This is a genomic window from Sulfurovum sp., from assembly GCF_036568385.1.
In the GTDB taxonomy this organism is placed as follows: Bacteria; Campylobacterota; Campylobacteria; order Campylobacterales; family Sulfurovaceae; genus Sulfurovum.
The window spans coordinates 24,574-44,590 of the sequence record NZ_DATCSP010000040.1 but is presented as its reverse complement, the minus strand read 5'-3'; the positions used below and the strand labels follow the sequence as shown (position 1 = coordinate 44,590).

General features: G+C 47.0%; 18 protein-coding genes and 1 tRNA gene. 14 read left to right on the top strand and 5 right to left on the bottom strand.

Annotated elements, in window-relative coordinates; genetic code table 11:
- Positions 1 to 560: 560 nt before the first annotated feature.
- The 6 genes from VIM88_RS04640 to VIM88_RS04615 all read left to right on the top strand — a co-directional run bounded on the left by VIM88_RS04640 (position 561) and on the right by VIM88_RS04615 (position 5,409).
- Positions 561 to 872, top strand: a complete 312-nt coding sequence (locus VIM88_RS04640) for a pyrimidine/purine nucleoside phosphorylase (RefSeq protein ID WP_331861714.1) — start codon at positions 561 to 563, stop codon at positions 870 to 872.
- Between the two features lie 712 nt (positions 873 to 1,584).
- Complete coding sequence (locus tag VIM88_RS04635; RefSeq protein ID WP_331861713.1) at positions 1,585 to 2,604, top strand: ribonucleotide-diphosphate reductase subunit beta; 1,020 nt, start codon at positions 1,585 to 1,587, stop codon at positions 2,602 to 2,604.
- Between the two features lie 8 nt (positions 2,605 to 2,612).
- Entirely contained in the window at positions 2,613 to 3,344 is a 732-nt protein-coding gene (locus VIM88_RS04630) for a carbon-nitrogen hydrolase family protein (protein ID WP_331861712.1), read from the top strand.
- 11 nt (positions 3,345 to 3,355) lie between these two features.
- Positions 3,356 to 3,967 carry a tetratricopeptide repeat protein gene (locus tag VIM88_RS04625; protein WP_331861711.1) on the top strand — a complete coding sequence of 204 codons (612 nt, stop codon included), beginning with the start codon at positions 3,356 to 3,358 and terminating at the stop codon, positions 3,965 to 3,967.
- Positions 3,968 to 4,014: 47 nt separating this feature from the next.
- Positions 4,015 to 4,650, top strand: coding sequence for a protein-L-isoaspartate(D-aspartate) O-methyltransferase (locus tag VIM88_RS04620; protein WP_331861710.1), 636 nt, complete (start codon positions 4,015 to 4,017; stop codon positions 4,648 to 4,650).
- A 96-nt stretch (positions 4,651 to 4,746) separates the two neighbouring features.
- Positions 4,747 to 5,409, top strand: a complete 663-nt coding sequence (locus VIM88_RS04615) for a DUF3972 domain-containing protein (RefSeq protein ID WP_331861709.1) — start codon at positions 4,747 to 4,749, stop codon at positions 5,407 to 5,409.
- 33 nt (positions 5,410 to 5,442) lie between these two features.
- Here the strand turns inward: VIM88_RS04615 and VIM88_RS04610 are convergent, their stop codons facing one another.
- From VIM88_RS04610 to VIM88_RS04590, 5 genes are read right to left on the bottom strand one after another with little or no spacing between them, the layout of a single operon-like run.
- Entirely contained in the window at positions 5,443 to 6,285 is an 843-nt protein-coding gene (locus tag VIM88_RS04610) for a DUF58 domain-containing protein (protein WP_331861708.1), read from the bottom strand.
- Positions 6,285 to 7,232 carry a MoxR family ATPase gene (locus VIM88_RS04605; protein WP_331861707.1) on the bottom strand — a complete coding sequence of 316 codons (948 nt, stop codon included), beginning with the start codon at positions 7,230 to 7,232 and terminating at the stop codon, positions 6,285 to 6,287. Before VIM88_RS04605 ends, VIM88_RS04610 begins: the two co-directional genes overlap by 1 nt.
- Positions 7,233 to 7,266: 34 nt before the next feature.
- Positions 7,267 to 8,415 carry a hypothetical protein gene (locus VIM88_RS04600; RefSeq protein WP_331861706.1) on the bottom strand — a complete coding sequence of 383 codons (1,149 nt, stop codon included), beginning with the start codon at positions 8,413 to 8,415 and terminating at the stop codon, positions 7,267 to 7,269.
- Positions 8,396 to 9,934, bottom strand: a complete 1,539-nt coding sequence (locus tag VIM88_RS04595) for a VWA domain-containing protein (protein ID WP_331861705.1) — start codon at positions 9,932 to 9,934, stop codon at positions 8,396 to 8,398. The genes VIM88_RS04600 and VIM88_RS04595 overlap by 20 nt, the downstream gene beginning before the upstream one ends.
- Positions 9,931 to 10,839, bottom strand: coding sequence for a vWA domain-containing protein (locus VIM88_RS04590; RefSeq protein WP_331861704.1), 909 nt, complete (start codon positions 10,837 to 10,839; stop codon positions 9,931 to 9,933). The genes VIM88_RS04595 and VIM88_RS04590 overlap by 4 nt, the downstream gene beginning before the upstream one ends.
- A 44-nt stretch (positions 10,840 to 10,883) precedes the next feature.
- Here VIM88_RS04590 and VIM88_RS04585 point away from each other — a divergent pair, with 44 nt between their 5' ends.
- The 8 genes from VIM88_RS04585 to VIM88_RS04550 all read left to right on the top strand — a co-directional run bounded on the left by VIM88_RS04585 (position 10,884) and on the right by VIM88_RS04550 (position 19,910).
- Entirely contained in the window at positions 10,884 to 13,382 is a 2,499-nt protein-coding gene (locus tag VIM88_RS04585) for a hypothetical protein (protein WP_331861703.1), read from the top strand.
- Between the two features lie 138 nt (positions 13,383 to 13,520).
- Positions 13,521 to 15,644, top strand: coding sequence for a ferrous iron transport protein B (gene feoB / locus VIM88_RS04580; protein WP_331861702.1), 2,124 nt, complete (start codon positions 13,521 to 13,523; stop codon positions 15,642 to 15,644).
- On the top strand, positions 15,644 to 15,877 hold the full coding sequence (locus tag VIM88_RS04575; protein ID WP_331861701.1) for a FeoA family protein: 234 nt from the start codon (positions 15,644 to 15,646) through the stop codon (positions 15,875 to 15,877). The genes feoB and VIM88_RS04575 overlap by 1 nt, the downstream gene beginning before the upstream one ends.
- Positions 15,878 to 16,077: 200 nt before the next feature.
- Complete coding sequence (locus VIM88_RS04570; protein WP_331861700.1) at positions 16,078 to 17,700, top strand: L,D-transpeptidase family protein; 1,623 nt, start codon at positions 16,078 to 16,080, stop codon at positions 17,698 to 17,700.
- Positions 17,700 to 18,293 carry a dephospho-CoA kinase gene (gene coaE / locus VIM88_RS04565; protein WP_331861699.1) on the top strand — a complete coding sequence of 198 codons (594 nt, stop codon included), beginning with the start codon at positions 17,700 to 17,702 and terminating at the stop codon, positions 18,291 to 18,293. Before VIM88_RS04570 ends, coaE begins: the two co-directional genes overlap by 1 nt.
- Positions 18,280 to 19,026: a diaminopimelate epimerase gene (dapF, locus tag VIM88_RS04560; RefSeq protein WP_331861698.1), complete on the top strand. Its 747-nt coding sequence runs from the start codon at positions 18,280 to 18,282 to the stop codon at positions 19,024 to 19,026. The genes coaE and dapF overlap by 14 nt, the downstream gene beginning before the upstream one ends.
- A gap of 27 nt (positions 19,027 to 19,053) precedes the next feature.
- Positions 19,054 to 19,689, top strand: coding sequence for a tetratricopeptide repeat protein (locus VIM88_RS04555; protein WP_331861697.1), 636 nt, complete (start codon positions 19,054 to 19,056; stop codon positions 19,687 to 19,689).
- A 145-nt stretch (positions 19,690 to 19,834) separates the two neighbouring features.
- Positions 19,835 to 19,910 (top strand) — tRNA-Val (locus tag VIM88_RS04550).
- Positions 19,911 to 20,017 lie beyond the last annotated feature (107 nt).

Below are 20,017 nucleotides of genomic sequence, written 5' to 3'. Positions count from 1 at the left end.
TTTGTTCCCAACTCTTTGTTGGGAATCTATATCTTATGACTCAATAAATAAAAAACTTTTACTTTCATATTTTATTTCTCCTCATTCCTTTTCTTTTTTTTCGTGCGCAAAAAAATAAAACGAACCCAAAGTCAGCAAATGCGGTTTGCGTTAGCAAAGACTTCTTTAGAAAAAAAGCACCGTCCCGGTATAAATAAAAAAAGCACAAATTGCTATCGCTGGAAATCAGATTATTTTCTTATGGATAATTTTGCGGCGTAAATACATTATTTAATTGAATGAAAAGTATAGAAAAGGCTTGAAATCCATATAAACCTACCTAAATGACAAAATAAGCCATTTTAAACCCTTATTTAACCCTTGGTATGAAAAAAATTAAAAAAGCGCTTATATTGGCCAATTTTTCGAGGCTGTTTTGACGATGAAACTATAGTCTTAATCAGTCATTTGTGTAGGGCTGTCTTTGTATTACTATTTTTGACCAGTTGTCCTCTTTCGAACCCTGAAATTAGGCAATAAGAAGCATGATTTGTTATAATCTAAAAAAAAAAGGATATTTGATGAAAAATTTTGAAAATGTAAATGTGGATCGGGCAGGTAACAGTTATTTTGATGGTGCGGTCACAAGCAGGACGGTACATTTTGCAGATGGAAGCAGAAAAACATTAGGATTCATGCTGCCTGGTGAGTATGAGTTCGGTACCGAGGAAGCTGAGCTAATGGAGATCACGTCAGGCGAGCTGGATGTGAAGCTTCCCGGGAGTGAAGAGTGGGTACGCATCCATGGCGGTGAGTCTTTCAATGTCCCTGCAAAGAGTAAATTTCAGGTAAAGGCAAAAAGTATTATAGATTACTGTTGTTCCTACCTGTAGTCTTAGGAACGGGTTGGACGCAGGGTTCTGTGTGGAAAGTATGCGATAACCCGGCATCCTATGCGTGTTGTATAGACTGCACGATCACTACACACTACAAGAGTATACTAGAAACATGAATCCCATGGAGGCTCCCTCTTTCCCTCCCCATTTTATGCCTCTGTGGTTTTCTAAATAACTTTTACTCAGTATCCCGGCCTTTGTGCCGGGATACTCTCCTTGAAATGAACCCCAATATATGCAGCAGCCTTGTCTTGTTATCGCAAGAGCAACAACAATATCTATGGGCATTCTATAGCCATATAGGATCCAAAGAGATAAACGTAATTTTTGCCATGATGTCTCTGGGAATTCACACTTGTTTCACACAAAGGGGCTATACTGGCAGCATGAAAGTCATGAAGGCATGTATCCCTTCCCCTTTTGATCCTTCTGGCTTTCTAGGCAACTTTTTATTTATACAGCATCCCTGTTTCCCGCTGGGGATGCAACCCCCTTTTTTTACATATATCCCTCCCGAAAAGTTGCCTGTTTCATACGGATCAGGTAGCACCAATACCAAGATAGATTTGAGACCATACTTGCCCAAGCGATCCCATGGTTTTACTTTGATATACTCAACTTTTGATAAGATCACTCTATCTAAATAATCAGCCAATAGTGAGTATAATGTTTTACATTTAAATCACGAAAATTTTATCAAGGTATAACGATGGAACGTAAAAAGATATACAACCCTGACTCCAAGGAAAAAACAAGCGAACGAAAGATATTCGGGGGAGATCCCACGGGGATATTTGAGCTCAATGATATCAAATACCAATGGGCCTATAACCTGTGGGAGATGATGCTGAACAACACATGGTTCCCCAAAGAAGTGGACATGACACGGGATGTCAATGATTACAAGAATCTTACAGATGCAGAGAAATCTGCCTATGACAAAGTGCTTGCCCAGCTTATTTTCATGGACTCGCTTCAGACCAACAACATCATTGACAATCTGAACCCGTTCATTACTTCACCGGAGGTGAACCTGATACTGGTAAGACAGTCCTTTGAAGAAGCGTTGCACTCCCAGAGCTATGCGGTGATGGTAGACAGTATCTCGACGAATTCTCAAGAGATCTACCAGCTTTGGAGACGGGATATGATGCTGAAGACGAAAAATGATGCCATTGCCAAGGTGTATGACGAACTTTCAAATAATCCTACCGATACGAATATCGTCAAAGCGATGTTCGCCAATCAAATCCTTGAAGGTATTTACTTTTACAGCGGTTTTGCCTACCTCTATACACTGGCACGTTCAGATAAAATGCTCGGAACGGCACAGATGATACGTTTTATACAAAGAGACGAAGTGACACACCTGCTTCTTTTCCAAAACATGATCAATACGACGAAGAAAGAGCGGCCGGAACTGTTTACCAAAGAGCTCATAGAAGATGTCTATGAAATGTTCAGATCCGCTGTAAAGCTTGAGTCTGAATGGGGTGCGTACATTACCCAGGGACAGATACTGGGGCTGACAGATAAGATCATCGAGCAGTATATCCAGTATCTTGCAGACAAGAGACTGCATGCCGTAGGGCTTGAGAAGCTTTACAATGTGGAGCATCCTATCAAGTGGGTAGACAACTTCTCGCAGTTCAATGACCAAAAGACAAACTTCTTTGAAGGGAATGTGACGAACTACTCCAAGGGAAGCTTGGACCTGGATGACTTTTAGGTCTTATGATGTTATCGATACCTAAGCAACTGCAGGCAGTTGCACTCCAGCTGCCTTCCCATCCAAGGTATCAGGAAAATCTGGAGATACTGCTTCAATACCTTAGAGAACATCAGGAAAAAGAGCTGATCGTTATACCTGAAGTGTTTTTGACCTCTTTTGATTATGAACATATGGCAACGGCTGCAAAATTCTCGGCCAATGCGCTGAAGACGCTCAAAAAAGAAGTGAACGAGCAGATCGTCGTGTTGACACTCATCCTTGAAGAGGGCGATGGGTTTGTCAACCAGGCAGTTGTGATACACAAGCACAGGGTGGTCTACAGACAAAACAAAACCAAACTCTTCACCCTCGGGGATGAAGATCTTTATTTTACTGCAGGGAAAAAGAAACGTATCCGGCTGTTCGAGATAGAAGGCGTGAAATATGCCCTGCTTGTCTGTTTTGAATTGCGTTTTAAGGACCTATGGAAGCAGGTTGAGGGTGCGGATGTTGTTTTGATACCGTCCAGGTGGGGGAAAGCCCGAAAAACGCATCTGGAGGTACTTTCCCGCGCACTGGCAGTGATGAACCAGTGCTATGTCATCGTTTCAAACAGCAGCGATGAGGATATGGCGGCTTCCTCCGCTATCATATCGCCTGCAGGTGACGTGACGGCCAACGACAGGCTTGAAGCGATAGAGGGAAGGTTGGACTTCAGAGAGATTAAAAAAATGCGTCGCTATATAGTGATGAACTAGGGGAATATGCAATGAGATCAGTAGTATTATGGGTGATAGCGGCTATATGTGTGCAGGCAGCAGAGGTCGATGTGCAGATAGAGGCATGTAACAAAGGGGATATACAAAGCTGTTATGAAGCGGGACTGGCATTGACCACCGGTGAGAATGCAGAAGACCAGGAGAAAAAAGATCTGGGGATGGAGTATCTCCGTAAAGCGTGCAAGTATGGCGAGAAGAAAGCGTGTGATGCACTGGGGGATCATTACTACAAGAACAAGAGCTATCGTGCAGCAAAGCCTTATCTTGAAGCCTCCTGTGAGAGAGGCATCAAGGATGCCTGTGAAGGCGTAGGCACGATATACAGAGACGGGCACGAGACAAGACAGGATGATGTGAAGGCGAGAGAGTATTATGAAAAGGCCTGTGCACTCGGAAGCAAAGATGCCTGCATCAACGTTGCGATCATCTACAGAGGCGGATTTGGTGTAGAGAAAAACAGAGCGTTGGAAAAAACCTACTATCAAATAGCGTGTGAACACGGAAGCGAGGTGGGATGCAAGCGGTACAAAAAGATGGACAATAAAGACAAAGGTATCGAAGAGCCCGGCATATGGGACACAATAAAAAGCCTTTTTAACTAGATTTTGGATAGAATCTCTGCATTATTTGGGACAGGGTATTTACATCAATGATAAAAGCGATGCAGCGACAGAAGCTGGTAGAGGACATAGAAAAACACTTTGCATTGGAAGCACATGTGAAAGAGGCATTTCTGGCGGTTGACAGAGAGGTCTTTGTACCTGCACAGTTCAGGCACCTTGCCTATCAGCTCGACGCATTGCCTCTGGCAGCAAGCCAGTGGATATCTTCTCCTCTTACGGTAGCGAAAATGACACAGCATTTGGAACTCGAAGGCATAGACTCTGTATTGGAGATAGGGTGCGGCTCCGGCTACCAGGCAGCGATACTCAGCAAGATCTGCCGCCGTGTCTTCACCATAGAGCGTATCGATGAACTGCTGAAGGAGGCCAAAAGCCGTTTTTCTGCACTTGAGATGCAGAATATCATTACACGTTTTGATGATGGTCAAAGAGGCTGGAAACAGTACGCACCGTTCGAGCGTATTCTTTTCTCCGCTACGGCGAAAGAGGTACCAGAAGTACTGTTCGAGCAGTTGGCGGAAGGGGGTATCTTGCTGGCCCCTGTCGAAATAGCCGAAAATTATCATCTTATCACACGGTACTACAAGAAGAAGGGACGCATCACTTCTGAATCTATAGAACAGTGTCTTTTTGTGCCTGTCCTTGACGGCACGCAAAAGTAGTCCTTCTTCCCTTTTTCTCCTCTCCCCGCAGACCCCTTCTGTAAACCTTTCATCCATTTTATGCTATCATTTACAAAACCGTAAATAGGGACAAGTATGGAAAAGTTGATGAAGCCGGCTGAGTATGCACAAGAGATAGGTATCTCCAGACAAGCGGTCTATGCGAAGATCAAACGGGGTATCTTGACAGCGAAGAATGTAGAGGGGAAGCTTTACATAGTGGTTGACAAAGCAGTGACAAAAGAAGCAGTGTCTTCCGAAAAAGAAACCGAGACAGTATCCGAGACAGTACCTTCGGTAAAGAGAACCGCTTCTGTTCCGCAGGCCAAAGAGGTAGACTACAAAGCCCTGCTCAAAGCGAAAGATGAGACGATTACTGTGCTCAAGGGTACGGTCAAAGATCTCAAAAAATCCAACAAACAGATCTCCGCAACACTGAAAGGAGAGATAGACCTGCTCAAAGAGGCATTTCATGAGATGCGTACGCTCTATATCCATCAATTGGAGCAAAAGAAGCCTCAGACTTCAGAAGAGGTGATAGAAGTCTTCTCCGAAGAGGGAAGCAGTGAGACAGAAAAAGAGCAGTGGATCGGTATCAAGAAGTTTTTCAAAAGGCATAAGATCTCCAAAGAAAAAGAACAGGCCAAAGTGATGAAACGTTTGAAAAAAGCTTACAGGTCCGGGGATGAACGTATCATGGTGATAGCGGACAAGCTCAAGTTCAATGCCAATAAAAGCTATAAAGACCTTTTACAGTAATGCAGAGACTTAAGGACTGCCGCTGTGCTTCGGCTAGATGAACAGTCTCGTGAGCCTGCTTACCACCTCATCGTCTGTAAAGATCTTTACAGAACGGATATCATAACGGGCGAAGTGTTCCCTCAGTGCTTCGTCATGTGCTTGAAGCCTTGCAAGATACTTTTCCCTGCTTCTCTGGCCAAAATAGGTGTCTATCTTTTTGTTTTCCTGCGGAGATGAGAGCGTTACTTCCCCAAGCTTTCTAGGGGACTCCTCCTCCCTGTCCCTAATGATCACGGCAATGACCTCATGCTTTTGTGCCAGCAGCGACAGGTCTACCTCTTCGAGGAAATCCCCCAGGATAAAGATCAGTGAAGGCTTGTATACTCTTTTGAAAAGGTCCTGGATCGCTGTATTTTGGTCAAGGACCGTGTTGAGCAGAGAGGCTTCAAAGAGGGTTTTGGAGAACTGCTCGATATGGTACAGTTGTTTGGTAGGAGGTGTCGCATCGGTACGGTGTTGTGTATAGCTTACGCCTGTAAAAAGGTCGCTGTTCTGCTGGGCAGCATAGCCTAGAACGGTAGCAACTTCCGTCAGTTTTACCTGTTTCGCATTGCCTGACCCAAAATAGAGACTGGCATCCATCAGGGCAGCTACGACCACAGAGAGCTCACGGTTGGCATGTAACTCTTTGATGTAGGGTTTCCCGAGCTTGGCACTGATGGTCCAGTTTATTTTTCTGATATCATCCCCGATCTGGTACTCTCTCAGTTCGGAAAAGTCATATCCCTCTCCGTGGAGCTTGGAAAGATTATGGCCGCTGAGCAGGGTGTACACCTGATGTCTCGCCTTGAGTTGAAGCGCCTTCCACTGGTAGGCATTTTGGGCTGCATTCATCAGGGTATAGGCAACGCTTCAATGATCGCAGTGATGATCTCATCGGCATCGATCCCTTTGGCTCTTGCCTCATAGGAGAGCACGATGCGGTGGCGGAGAACATGATGCGCAACAGACCCTATATCGGCAGGACTTACAAAATCATTCCCCCGCAAAAAAGCTTTGGCTTTGGCGGCCTTGTAGAGGTCTATCGAAGCTCTGGGGCTTGCCCCGAACATCACGTTCTCGGCGATGCCTTCCAGGCCGAACCTCTCCGGTTCCCTTGTCGCGGAAATGATCTGTACGATGTAGCGTTCAAGCTCTTTGTCCATATGTACTTTGGTGATCTCCTCCTGCAGTGCCTGGAGGTCCTGAACACTAAGCACCGCTTCTACTTTCTCGAAACTTTTGCTGGCGGCTTTTCGCATGATCTCCAGTTCTTCCTCTTCACTGTTGTGCGCTACGACGATCTTCATCATAAATCTGTCCAGCTGGGCTTCCGGGAGGGCATACACCCCCTCCTGTTCTATGGGGTTCTGTGTTGCCATGACCAGGAAAGGACGTTCCAGTTTAAAGGTCTCATCCGCGATGGTGACCTGTCTCTCCTGCATCACTTCAAGCAGGGCGGACTGTACTTTTGCAGGGGCACGGTTGATCTCATCTGCCAGGAGAAGGTGCGTAAAAAGCGGCCCTTTTTTGATACTGAAACTGTGGTTTTCAGGATTATAGATCTGTGCCCCGATGATATCGGAGGGCAGGAGGTCAGGCGTAAACTGTATACGCTTGGAGTCCAATCCCAGGGCATGGGAGAGTGCATTGATGGTGGTGGTTTTCGCCAGTCCGGGGACCCCTTCTACCAGGATGTGCCCATCACAAAGGAGCCCTATCAGCAGCCCTTCTATCATGGCCTCCTGTCCGATCACCGCTTTGTTCAGTTCTTTTTTGAGTTTGTCTATCTGTGCATTCATCGTTGTGCTTCTTTCCTTATATTTCTCAGATCATTCATATCAGCATCTCCAATAACTCTTGTTTGACTTTGTTTAAATTGATTTTACCATCTCCATACAAAGAAGCTTCCAATGTCTCTATCATCGGCGTAAAACGTCTATCGCCTGCAGCGATAAGCACTTGGAGTAACGCTTTTTCATCTTTGCAGTGTTGTATCTTGTCTGCCAGGGGATGACGTGCTCTGGAGATGCGTCTCTTTTTCCATTTCCAGCTGAGGGCTGTAAGGTAGCCGGAAGCAAACACCACCATATATCCAAAGAGTGTGCCGAGCCAGGACCAGTCCTCTTTCAGTACCTCAGGGGTGTCTGTCGTGTCAACCAGATCCGCCACTGCCACTTCCTGAACGTCAAAATGCTGTTCCGGTACGCTGAGGGTATAGCTTTTTTCTGTTTGCGGATCAAACGCTTTGATCTGGATAGGGGAGAGGGTAAAGCTTCTGCTGTGCGACAGGGCTATAGGATACGTGACGGTGCTTTGCGTCCCTTTGGTGCTCGCAAAGGAGTCCACGACAGGCTTTTCTGTAAAGCGTGTAAAGTTCCCCTCATCAGGCAGGATCGAGTCCAGCAGGGGCGGGTAGCCCACTCCTTTGATCTGCACCTGCAGCGGTAAGGGTTCATAGGCTTTCGCCTGGTGCTTTTTAATGCTGTGTGTCAGGCTGAAGTCACCCACAAGCGTTGTTCCCGGCGGCAGCGGTTTTACGTCCAGCTGCACAGGCGGCAGCATGATATCGCTGTCAACCGTGGCCAACTCCTTGACATTGTCCCTGTCACCGGAAAAACTATACGCGACGCTCTCATCGTTGGTGACCTTTTTGATAAGGTCGAAGGTAAGGTTCATATCACCCGGTCTTAACGGGTAAATGAGGTAGACATAGCGTATTTTGAGATCATGATAGCTGTCACTCTCTTTGATGTCAAGTCTCTGGAATGTGTAATCGTCGCTCTTGTCAAGCGTAAAGTTAAAGAGCAGTACCACCTCAGGATTGGTTTGGTTGATATCAAGGGTAAGGACTACAGGCTCTTTGACATAAGGGGTTTGTTTGTCCACATGGAGGGCATAGGTAAAATCCTCTGCCTGAAGTGTGAGCAGACTCATAAAAAAAATGAACAGCTTGATAGATCTGTTACCAAGGTTGTTTTTCACGTATGTATCCTTCATTGATGAGTTCATAGACCTTTGATCCCAGCGGATGCTCTTCTTTGCTGTCGTCGCTCAGGAGTTTGCTCTTTTCCTTCTCTTTTTCCGCCTGGCTCTCTCCGCCTCCGCCGCTTCCCGAACTGGGTTCATCTTCAGAACGTGTCTCTTTTTCTTCCTGTTCTTCCTGGGATTCGCTTTTGGAGGAAGAGGAGTCCTGAGACTTGGGATGGGCGATGCCCAGTTCCGCACTCTTTTTGTCACTTAGGAGCGCAACCAGATACAGGTTGTGTTCGGCATCGGCATCTTCGCCCAATTGTAAGGCCTTAGTATAGTAAACTTTGGCTTTATCATACGATTCCATCATGGCGTAGGCATTGGCAATGTTGTAGTAGAGCTGCTGTTTGATACGCGGCGAAGTGGAACGGATGGATTTATAGGTCTGTATGGCTTTTTTAAAGGCATGTTGTCTGTAGTAGGTATTGGCCAGCAGTATTCTGCTCTGCAGAGAGGGCACTTTGATCTGCTTGAGCCGGCTTTTTGTTTCGTTCAGATCAGCACTCTGATAGCTTTTGTAGGCACGGTTCAAATGATAACTGTCAAGCAGAGAGGCTTCGGCCTGAAGTCCGAAAAAGACAAAAAGCGGCAAGAGGTATTTGACCGCGCGTGTATGTACCATGAAGAAAAGCAGAAGTGCCAGGCTCAAAGGTATCTGGTAGAGCTCTTGGTAATAACGCTGCAGTTTTTCCACATTCTGTGCCTGGTCCTCATGCCTTTGCAGGGCATCATGCAGTTTGTCCGCTGTAGCCTGGGCAGTCGTTGAAGGGGTGATGTAGGTACCTGAGACAGAAGAGGCAAGCGATGATAAGATCGGATTGACACGAGAGATCACAAGGTTGTCTTCCTGGTCTTTGAGGAGGCTGCCGTCTTTGTTCTGTATCGTGGTTCCCTGTGTGGTCCCCAGTGCCAGGATGGTCAACGAAATATCAGCATTTTGTACCAGGGTTGACAGCTTGTCAAGGGAATCCTCTTCTCCTCCGTCGGTCATAAGTATAAGGTTTTTATTTCCTGTTTTCATGGCAGCCAGTTTTTTGAACAGTTTTTCCAGTGAGGTCCCTTTGGTCATGATGAACTCTGGATTGAGGCTTTGGAGCGCCACTTGGATGAGTGCATGGTCTGTGGTAGGCGGAGAGAGCAGCAAAGGGTTGGTCGTGAATGCTATCAGCATGATGTTGTCACCGGGATTTTGCTGCAGTAAAGCGGTGATCGTCTCTTTGGCAAATTCATAGCGGGTAGGCGCTATGTCCGATGCTTTCATAGAATAAGAGACATCCAGTGCAATGATGATATCTTTTGCTTCTATGCTGGCTTCCTGGAGTGCTTCTTCCTGTACAGGGCGGCTCAGTGCGAGGACAATAAGCATCAGCACGATGAGATGTACCGAGGTGACCGGTTTGCGTGCACCGCTCCATAGCAGCAGGAGCAGAGGGACCAGCAGCCATAAAAAACCCGGGGTAAGCAGTGTCATGGTTCTCTCCTCAGTGTGATAAGTACCCAGAGCAGCAGCAAGAGCAGTACCAGCCCCAAAGGATAGTGGATCAGCAGTTTTTGGTTGAGATAGTTCTCACTTCTTATGGCACTGGGTTCGAGCGCATGTATCTCTTCATAGATCTCAGAGAGGGCCTTTGCCGAAGAGGCAGCGTAACTTTTGGCCCCGCTTTCTTTTGCAATGGTCTCGAGCAGGGAGGCATCATAATCAGACCTGTTCCCTATACCGATCGTATAGACCTTGATGCCTGCCTCCTTGGCTTTCTTCACCGCTTCCTTCGGAGAAGATTTTCCTGCGTTATGGTACCCGTCGGTGAGCAGGATGATGGCCTTGTTCTGGGCCTGACCGTAAGAGAGCGTACGCAGGGACTGCATGACGGCATCACCCAAAGCGGTACTCTCTCCGGCCAGCCCTACATTGGTCATCTCCAGCAGGTAGGAGAGTGACTCCAGGTCATAGGTCAGCGGGGAGGCGGTGTAAGCGAAGGTACCGAAGACGACGATCCCCATATTGTCATCAAAACGTTTTTCGATGAAGTCCCTGGAGAGTTCCAGGGTGGTTTCATATTTGGTCCTGAGCCGGTCTTTGGCATCAAACCCGCTCTGTGCCATGGAACCGCTTGCGTCAATGGCCAGGATGAGGTCCCGTCCTTTTTTGTGCTGATCGGCGATCGCATCATAGACAAAGGGTTTGGCAAGGGCAAGGACCATCAGCGCAAAGAGTGACATTTTCAGCCACGGTTCCCAGCTTAAAAGAGGGCTCTGCCTCGCTACCCATGACAACTTTGGGAAATAGTAGGGTTTGCTGTACTGTTTACACCAGAGAAAGCAGGGCAATAACAACAATAGAACCAATAGATAGGGTGAACCAAATGTAAAATGCATGAGGTATTTTAGCAGTTCTATGGTTATTGTTAGTATAATAAGGCATGAAAAAATTACTAACCATATCAATTTCGATCGTATTGTTTTTGTTGCTCAGTGTGGGCGGGATCTTGCTTTTTGCTTTCACCCAAACGGGAAATGAGATGCTCAAACCCTATGTCCAGCAGAAGCTGGAAGAGGAAATAGGCATGCCTGTTGAGGTCAGTACCTTCAAGCTTGATTCGGGGGCTTCAAGTCTGGATATCGTTATCAACACGCAGGCTTTTGTGCATGTAGAGACCGTGCATGATCTATGGAAGCGGTCATTTGAAGGCAGCTACCATATCAAAGCGGACAGGTTCGCCTATGAGACGGTCAGGTTCAACGATGCAGATATCCAGGGAACCTTTCAAGGGGTCTCTGAAGATATCTATGTAGAGGGGCAGGGGAAGGCGCTCGGGGCAGCAGTGGACTACCGTTTCAATCTCATTGACGAGAGTGCACAGAAGATCATCGCCAATATAAAAGGTGCACAGCTTGCAGAAGTCTTGGAGCTCCTCGGTCAACCGGCTTTGGCAAAAGGCAGGATAGACGTAGAGATCAATATGCCTAAGATCGGGGAAGATGCAGCAAGCGGGTATGGACATATTGTCCTGAACAAGGCTGACTTCAACCGTGCACTGGTAAAAGAACGCTATCACTACTCCCTTCCTGAAAAAAGTTATGTAGAGGGAACCGTGGATGCCACACTTGAAGGCAAAAATGTCCAACTGACGGGTAAGGTACAAAGCAATCTTTTTGCATTAGATATCACGGATGCGTCCATGAATATGGCTTCCGAAGAAGCTAAGGCAGCGTACCGTCTGGATGTAAAGGATCTGCGCATCCTGACAAAGAATACGCTGGCAGGCCCTTTCAAAATAGAAGGAGAGGCAGAGAAAAAAGAGGACAGCACACTGGTGACAGGAGTGAGCCACTCTCTGGGAGGAACGCTCGACTTTGTGCTGGGCGAAACAGCCAAGCTCACTCTGCAGAAGCTCTCTCTGGAGAAACTGCTTGCTCTGGTCAAACAACCCGACTATGCAAAAGGGGAGCTCAGCGGAAGCCTGGTACTGGAGGACCTGGAAGAAAAGAGAGGGACCTATACTTTACAGGTTGACAAAGGGGTACTGAATCCTGAAACCGTCGAAAAAATGGCCGGATATAAGATTCCTGAAGAGAATACATTTACCCTCGGATCCGAAGGGAAGATAGACGATGCACTGCTGACGGGAGATGTGGCGGTAGCGTCAACCCTTACCGATATGACACTCTCTTCGTTCGCGTATGACCTGGAACAAAAGAGTCTGATCTCGGAGTATGATCTCCTGATCCATGATATCAATGCATTGATCTCGAAGACAAAAGGTGCGAAAGCGACAGCCGTCAGTGCCAAAGGCGCACTGAAAATGACAGACACGCTGAGTATCTCCGGCGTGACCGAGGGACTGGGTAAAAAAGTGGCGTTCGACTATGACAGCGAAACAGCGAAAGTGGATATTTCAGCGCTTTCTGTAGAGAAGGTACTGGCTTTGATGGGATTGCCCGTCTATGTCAAAGGAACCATAGACAGCGACATAGACTTTACGAACCTTGATCCGGTAGAGGGCACTTTCTCACTTACCAGCGGCAAACTGGTAACGCAGCCCGAAGCGATGAAAAAGTTGACAGGCGAGGCATTCACGATGACTGCCACGGTAGCGTCTGCCGGAACATTCAAAAAGGGTATAGGAACTATCGATACGACGGTGAAAAGTTCCGTGGGGGATATGACGCTTGAGAACATGGTCTATGATGCGCAGAACCAGACCCTGAAAAGTGACTATACCATCGATATCCCGAGCCTGAAAGAAGTGCGGCCGCTGATAGGACAGACACTCTACGGACCGCTTCTCTTAAAAGGGAAGTTCTCTAAGGACACAATGGTCAAGGTAACGGGGAGTACGACCTCTTTGGGCGGCAAGATCGATTATACCCTGACGGGCGATGATTTTGTCAGTACGATCAACAGTGTACCTTTGGAGAATATCCTGGGAACACTCGGATATAAGAAGAACTTTTTGGGATCGGCTTCCGGGAAGGCAACATACAACCTGAAACGCAGATCCGGCGTGGTGGACCTGGATATCGCTTCCTTCCAGATCAAACCGAACAACCTGACAAGTATGATAAGCATGGCGATAGGAAAAGATCCGGCACGTGTGATCTTCTCGTCCACGAAGTTCCATGCAGATATCAAGGGAGATATTACCGATTACACGCTGCATGCAATAGGCACACGAAGCAGTATTGACATCACGGAAGGAAGGCTCAATAAAGCCAATGATACCAATACCGCCAATTTCAAGTTCGTGTATGAAAAATATACGGTCAGAGGAAAGATCAAAGGGCCGGTCAATGACCCAAAGATCACACTCGATGCGGGTTCCCTGCTTAAAGATAAAGTAGATGATAAGGTACAGAAGAAGATCGATGAAGTGTTGGGCGACAAGGCCGGCGAGCTGCTGAAAGGCTTGTCATTCTAATGAAGCAGATCGGTTAAATTGATAATTACTCTCAATTTAACTCTTTTTTAAGAGAAGGTAGACTATACTGCATCAAAATTTAGATAAGTGATAATAGTTATCATTTATATAGGTTATAACACTCCATAAGGAAAATAGGTGGAAAAAATAACCATTGCATTGGCGGGACAGCCAAACGTAGGTAAAAGTTCACTCATTAATGCGATATCCAATGCCACGCTCAAAGTAGGGAACTTCTCAGGTGTGACCGTAGATAAAACAGAAGTAGAATTCACGCTGTGTGATGAAGTTAAATGCAAAGACTACGAGATACATATCATTGACCTTCCGGGAGCCTACTCCCTGACGGAATATACGATAGAAGAGAAAGTCACGAAGAGCTTTTTGCAGAGTGATGAATACGATATCATCGTCAATGTCGTGGACTCTACGAACCTTCAGAGAAATCTCCTCTTCACTACACAGCTCCTTGAAACCGGCAAGAAAGTGATCGTAGCGCTCAATATGGATGATGAGGCGCGAAAGGAGGGCATAGAGATAGACGAAAAACAGCTTTCCGCCATCCTCGGTGTCCCCTGCATCAAAACCTCGGCCGCACAAAAAACAGGGGTAGAAGCACTAAAAAGAGCCATCATCGAAGTGTATGAACAGGAGGAGACCGGTGCAAAGGTCATCTACAGCGACCCGATAGAGGAAGAGATAGAGACGATCGTTACTTTCCTGAAGGAGAAGCACTATCAAAGCACGATCCCTTATCGGCAATTGGCGGTACGCCTGCTGCAGGAAAATGCAGATGTGTACAAATTAATGCACGATGAGCCTATCTGGATAGAGATGCTCCCTATCGTCAGAGAAAGCCTGAACCATCTCTACCTGCATCACAACACCAAAGACCTCAATGAGATCTTTGCAGATGAGCATTTTGCCTTTGCAAAGGGTGCAAAAATGGAAGTGATGTCTATGACAGGGATGAAAGCGAAAAACCTGACCCAGACGATAGACAACCTTCTGATCAACAAGATCCTTGGCATACCCCTTTTCCTGTTCTTTATGTGGGCGCTGTTCCAGCTTACGTTTGAACTGGGTTCTGTGCCCATGGAGTATATCGATGCAGCCTTCGGCTGGCTTGGAGACCAGGCCAAGTCAGTACTGGGCGAAGGTGAGCTCGGTTCGCTGGTTGCAGACGGGATGATAGCGGGTGTAGGGGCGGTGATCATGTTCCTGCCCAATATCCTGATACTCTTCATAGGTATCGCTCTGCTGGAAACCACAGGCTATATGAGCCGAGTGGCCTTTTTGCTGGACGGGTTTTTCCATAAGTTCGGTCTGCACGGGAAAAGTTTCATTCCCCTGGTCACAGGATTTGGCTGTTCTGTTCCCGCCTATATGGCAGCACGGACGCTCAAAAATGAAAAAGACAGGCTGATCACGCTTTTCATCATAGGGTTTATGTCCTGTGGAGCAAGACTGCCTATTTATGTGCTGTTCGCCGGGGCGTTCTTTGCAGAGGAGCAGGCGGGGAACATCCTGTTCATCATCTATATATCAGGGGCCATTTTTGGTCTGATCGCAGCAAAGGTACTGAAGATGTTCGTCTTTAAAGGCGAAGATGAACCTTTTGTAATGGAGATGCCAAAATATCGTATGCCGTCGTTCAAGCTCATCTGGCACACCGTGTATGGCCAGGCGAAGTCTTATCTGAAAAAAGCCGGTACCTTCATTCTGGCCGCAGCCATACTCATCTGGTTTGCAGGGAACTACCCCAAGAACAGCACACTTGAAGCGCAGTATGAGACCAGGATAGCACAGGCAGGAAGCGATAGGGAGAAAACGCAACTGCAGAACGAGCTCTCTGCGCAGCTGCTTGAAGAGAGCTATCTGGGCAAGATAGGACATGCTTCTGAACCCTTCTTCGCACCGCTCGGGTTTGACTGGAGAATGGCAGTGGCCCTCGAATCGGGACTGGCGGCAAAAGAGGTAGTGGTTTCTACTTTGGGGGTGCTCTATGCACTCGGAGACGAAGTGGATGAAGGGAATGAAGGACTGATAAAACAGATAAAGGCGAATATCCCGTTTGCCGCGGCCATCGCGTTTGTGGTCTTTGTCATGGTATATCTGCCTTGTCTGGCGGCCTCCATGGTCTTTGCCAAAGAGGCCGGAGGATGGAAATACCTGGTCTATCTATTCCTGATGACCACTGCGACGGCTTGGATATTGAGTTTTATAGCGTACCATGTGACGCTGATGATCACAGGAGGTTGATGATGGTATTGAGTGAATTGCATAAAGGGGACAAGGCAGAGATCGTCAAGGTCCATGCGGACAAAGCCCTCAAAGAGCGGCTGACCTCGTTTGGCGTGATGCGCGGCGAAACACTTTTTGTCAAAGGGTGTTCCATCGCCAAGCAGACCATGGAGATAGAGGTCGGCGCAACGCTTATCGCCCTGCGGGCAGATGAAGCAGGGAAGATAGAGGTCAGACAGATAGAGAACTAAGCGCAAGAGAGAAAGACAGAGTCAAAACATTACAAAAGGTTCAGGTGTTCGCAGAGAGGCGTTTTTGGCGAACGTTTGAAGGGATAAGATCATTTTGGTACAATTTTCTGATATACTCGTATATAAACCAAATGATGAAATGGATAGCAATGAGAAGGATAAAACATAGCGTAAAACATGTATGCCTGTGCCTCGGGCTTATGATCGCATTCCTATTCCCGCAGGGTGCAGGTGCAGATAACGATGTGCAGTTCCATGAGGTAGTATCCACTGTAATGATGGATACCCTGGAAACACAGCCCCCCCAGAGTTTTCTGAACACACTGTATAGGCAGCTCTTCTTTGTTCCCGTATGGATAGATGAAGATGCCCCTTCTGCATTGACCCAGGAACTCTTCAGGCTGATAGAAGAAGATAAAACCCTTGATCGTACCTCAAAACTCTATCAGGATGCCGTAGCGCTGCAGCGTACAGCCACAGAGATCTATGGCGCCTATAGCACGCTGGCAGAAAAAGTGGGTCTTGAGTTTAAGATCTCCCTGCTCTTTAAAAGATATGCGGAGTATACCCTGTATGGCAGCATTAACTGGGGGGCATTCCAGGACAGGCTCCATAATTTAAAAGCTTCAGGCATCTACGGAGGATGGGTGACCCATAGGCCCAAGTTCAGCCCTGTCTCACTTCTGGAGACCGCCGCGCTTCAGGGCAGTCTCTCTGACGCATTTGAGCAGGCTGCGCCCAGAGAGTATCACTACCAGGAACTTCAAGAAGCGCTTATTGCTTACCAGGAACTTCAAAAGAACGGCGGCTGGCCGCAGGTATCGATCGAGAAGACACTGAATCCGGGTGATTCGCATGCCGCAGTACCGCTGCTTCGGGAGAGACTGCGTATCACCGGGGACTATGGAGCTTGCAGCAGCGACATGGAAGACAGATACGGGGAGTGTTTAAAAGAGGCCATTATCCATTTTCAAAAACGCCATGGCCTGAGTGCTGACGGTGTCATTGGGAAGGAGACCCTTGCTGCGCTGAACGTACCTGTAGAAGAACGTATCGCACAGATACGTTTGAATCTGGACCGTATCAAATGGCTTTATGAACACCAGAGCAAACGGCATATTATCATCAATATTCCCGCCTTCACACTTTTCTTTGAAGAAGACAGGGCGTTACGTCTGAAAATGAAAGTGATCACCGGAACGAGAAAGAACCCTACACCGGTCTTCTCCAATACCGTACGTACCATTGTGCTGAATCCGCATTGGAACGTACCCAAGAGCATTATTCAGAACGAGATGATCCCAAAGCTTCTTAGAGATCCGAATGCCATGGCAAAAGAGAAAATAGAGATCTATACAGGCTGGGGGAAAGATGCGCAAAAAGTGAGCGGCGGCTCTGTCAACTGGGGGCGTTACCGTTACAGCAAAACCGTACCGTACCGTTTCGCACAGACGCCGGGGTACCATAATGCTCTGGGAAAAGTGAAATTTCTTTTTCCCAACCAGTTTTCGGTCTATATGCATGATACACCCACCAAAAACCTTTTTGAACGGGATGTGAGGGCTTTCAGCCACGGGTGTATCCGTTTGGAGCAGCCCATTGAACTTTTGAAAACATTTTCTACCTTTAATGAGAATGTAGATTTTGAGAAGTCCCAGAACATACTCAAAGGAAAGAAAAAGGCGTACTTGCAACTGATCAACAAAGTTCCCGTAGATACGGTCTATCTGACGGCCTATGTAGATCATGACGGGATATTGCAGTTCAGAAATGACATTTACGGCTATGACAGTATGCAGCTTCAGTCCTACAAGAGATGGTAATGGCCTTTAAGCATGCCATTGCACTGACGGGAAGTATCGCTACGGGAAAGAGTTCCGTGGTGGCATGTCTTGCCTCCATGGGATTTCATATCATAGATGCAGACAAGATCGCCCACAAGGTACTGGATGAACAGCACCAGGCTATTGCGGAGATGTTCGGTGCTGCATTGGTGAAAGAGGGGAAAGTGGACAGAAAAGCGCTGGGGGCCATGGTCTTCTCTGACCACACCAAACGTGAAAAGCTTGAAGCGCTGCTACATCCGCTTATTTACAAGGAGATAGAAAGACTCTCTGAAGCGCAGGACCGATCAGGAAAACCCTATTTTATCGACATCCCTCTTTTCTTTGAGAACGAACGCTATCCCATAGAAAGAACTTTGGTCGTTTATACCACGAAAGAACAGCAGCTGGAACGTCTTATGCAGCGTGACGGCTACAGTGAAGCGGAAGCACGTCAAAGGATCGATACCCAGATACCTGTAGAAGAAAAATGTAAACGCGCTACCTATGTTATAGATAATAGTGGTACACTTACACAATTAGAAAAAGAGTGTGAACGTGTAAAAGAGGAGATAATGAATGACAGTAACTAAATATTCAGCCAGCGGCAATGATTTTGTCATGATGATAGCACAGGAGAAGGCAGACCGGTCCGAACTTGCAAAAAAACTGTGCCATAGACAAAACGGTGTAGGCGCAGACGGACTGGTCGTAGTGCTCCCCCACCCTGAATATGATTTTGAATGGGAGTTTTATAATTCTGATGGCAGCGTGGCGGATATGTGCGGCAATGCAAGCCGTGCCGTCGCACATTTTGCCCATGAAAAGGGAATCGCCAAAAACAATAAAACAGAGTTCCTGACCGGTGCAGGGGTCATACGGGCCACTATCAACGGAGTCTACGTCGTGAGCGATATGGTCCCGCCTGATATCATCAGTGAGGAGATAGAGGAGTATGGAGAAAAGTGGTGGCTGATCAATTCCGGTGTACCCCATCTCATAGCGCTGAGAGACGATATAGAGGATTTCAACATCGAAGAGGCACGTGTTTTACGTCATAAATATAATGCGAATGTGGACATTTGTACAGTGAAAGAGGATACCCTGTATGTCCGTACGTACGAGCGTGGGGTGGAAGATGAAACCCTGGCATGCGGAACAGGTATGGTGGCATGTTTCATCCGTTGTCACAAAGAAGGCAGGGTTCCGGACAAGATGAAGGTACTCCCGACGAGCGGAGAGGAACTGTATGTCAGTTATGAAGAGGGTGTCTACCGGTTTGGCGGGAAGGTCACTAAGACGTTTATTGCAGAGACATTGATATAATTGATACAACAGTTGAAAGAGGGAACCATGAAACACCTATGTATTTTCATCATCGCCACAGTGACCCTGTTCGCCAATGAGTTTAACCAAGCAGTGGAAGACTACAACAACGGCGGCTATATCAAAGCGCTCAATACCTTTTATACCCTGGCCAAAAAAGGCGATCCAAAAGCACAGTACAATGTGGGATTGATCTATGCGAACGGCAAAGGGGTACAGAAAGACCTGGCCAAAGCACAGAAATGGTATGAAAAAGCGGCCAAACAGGGAAACGGCCCGGCCCAGTACAATCTGGCACTGCTCTATCATGCTTCGGGAGAAAGTATGGACCACGGGTATGAAAAAGCAAAGTACTGGTATGAAAAAGCAGCAGAGGCCGGCATTATGCAGGCCTATAACAATCTTGCTACATTGTACCTGGAGGGCAGCGGTGTTGCAAAAGACCAGGGAAAAGCACTTGAACTGTTTGAAAAAGCAGCAAACATGGGTAGTCCTTCTGCCCAGGTCAATGCAGCGGTCCTCTATGCATGGGGAGAGGGGATCATCCATAATAAAATGAAAGCATATGAGAACTTTAAAAAAGCATTGGTTGCCGGTCAAAGCGAAGCGAGCGGATACCTCGACAGACTCTGTACAGAGAGTGCCTGGGTCTGTCAGGACTAATGCACCTCATTTTTAAGTATCTCTTGGCTATACTTTCAGCCTATAAAATATTTAAAAGCGACCAGTCGCATGAGCCAACTGCTGAAGTTGACTTAGCGTCAGCGTAAGCTATAGGAGCAAAGCTCCTATAGCGGTATTCAAATAAGATCGCGTAACTCAGTTGGTAGAGTACTTCCTTGACATGGAAGAAGTCGTTGGTTCGAGCCCAATCGTGATCACCATTTTTAATTATTCTTCACTTCCATATCATCCCTTTATTCCATTAATTCTTTTTTAGTTAACTTTTAGCTATAATAGCCCCATTTTGAACGCTGCATTGTAAGCGGCG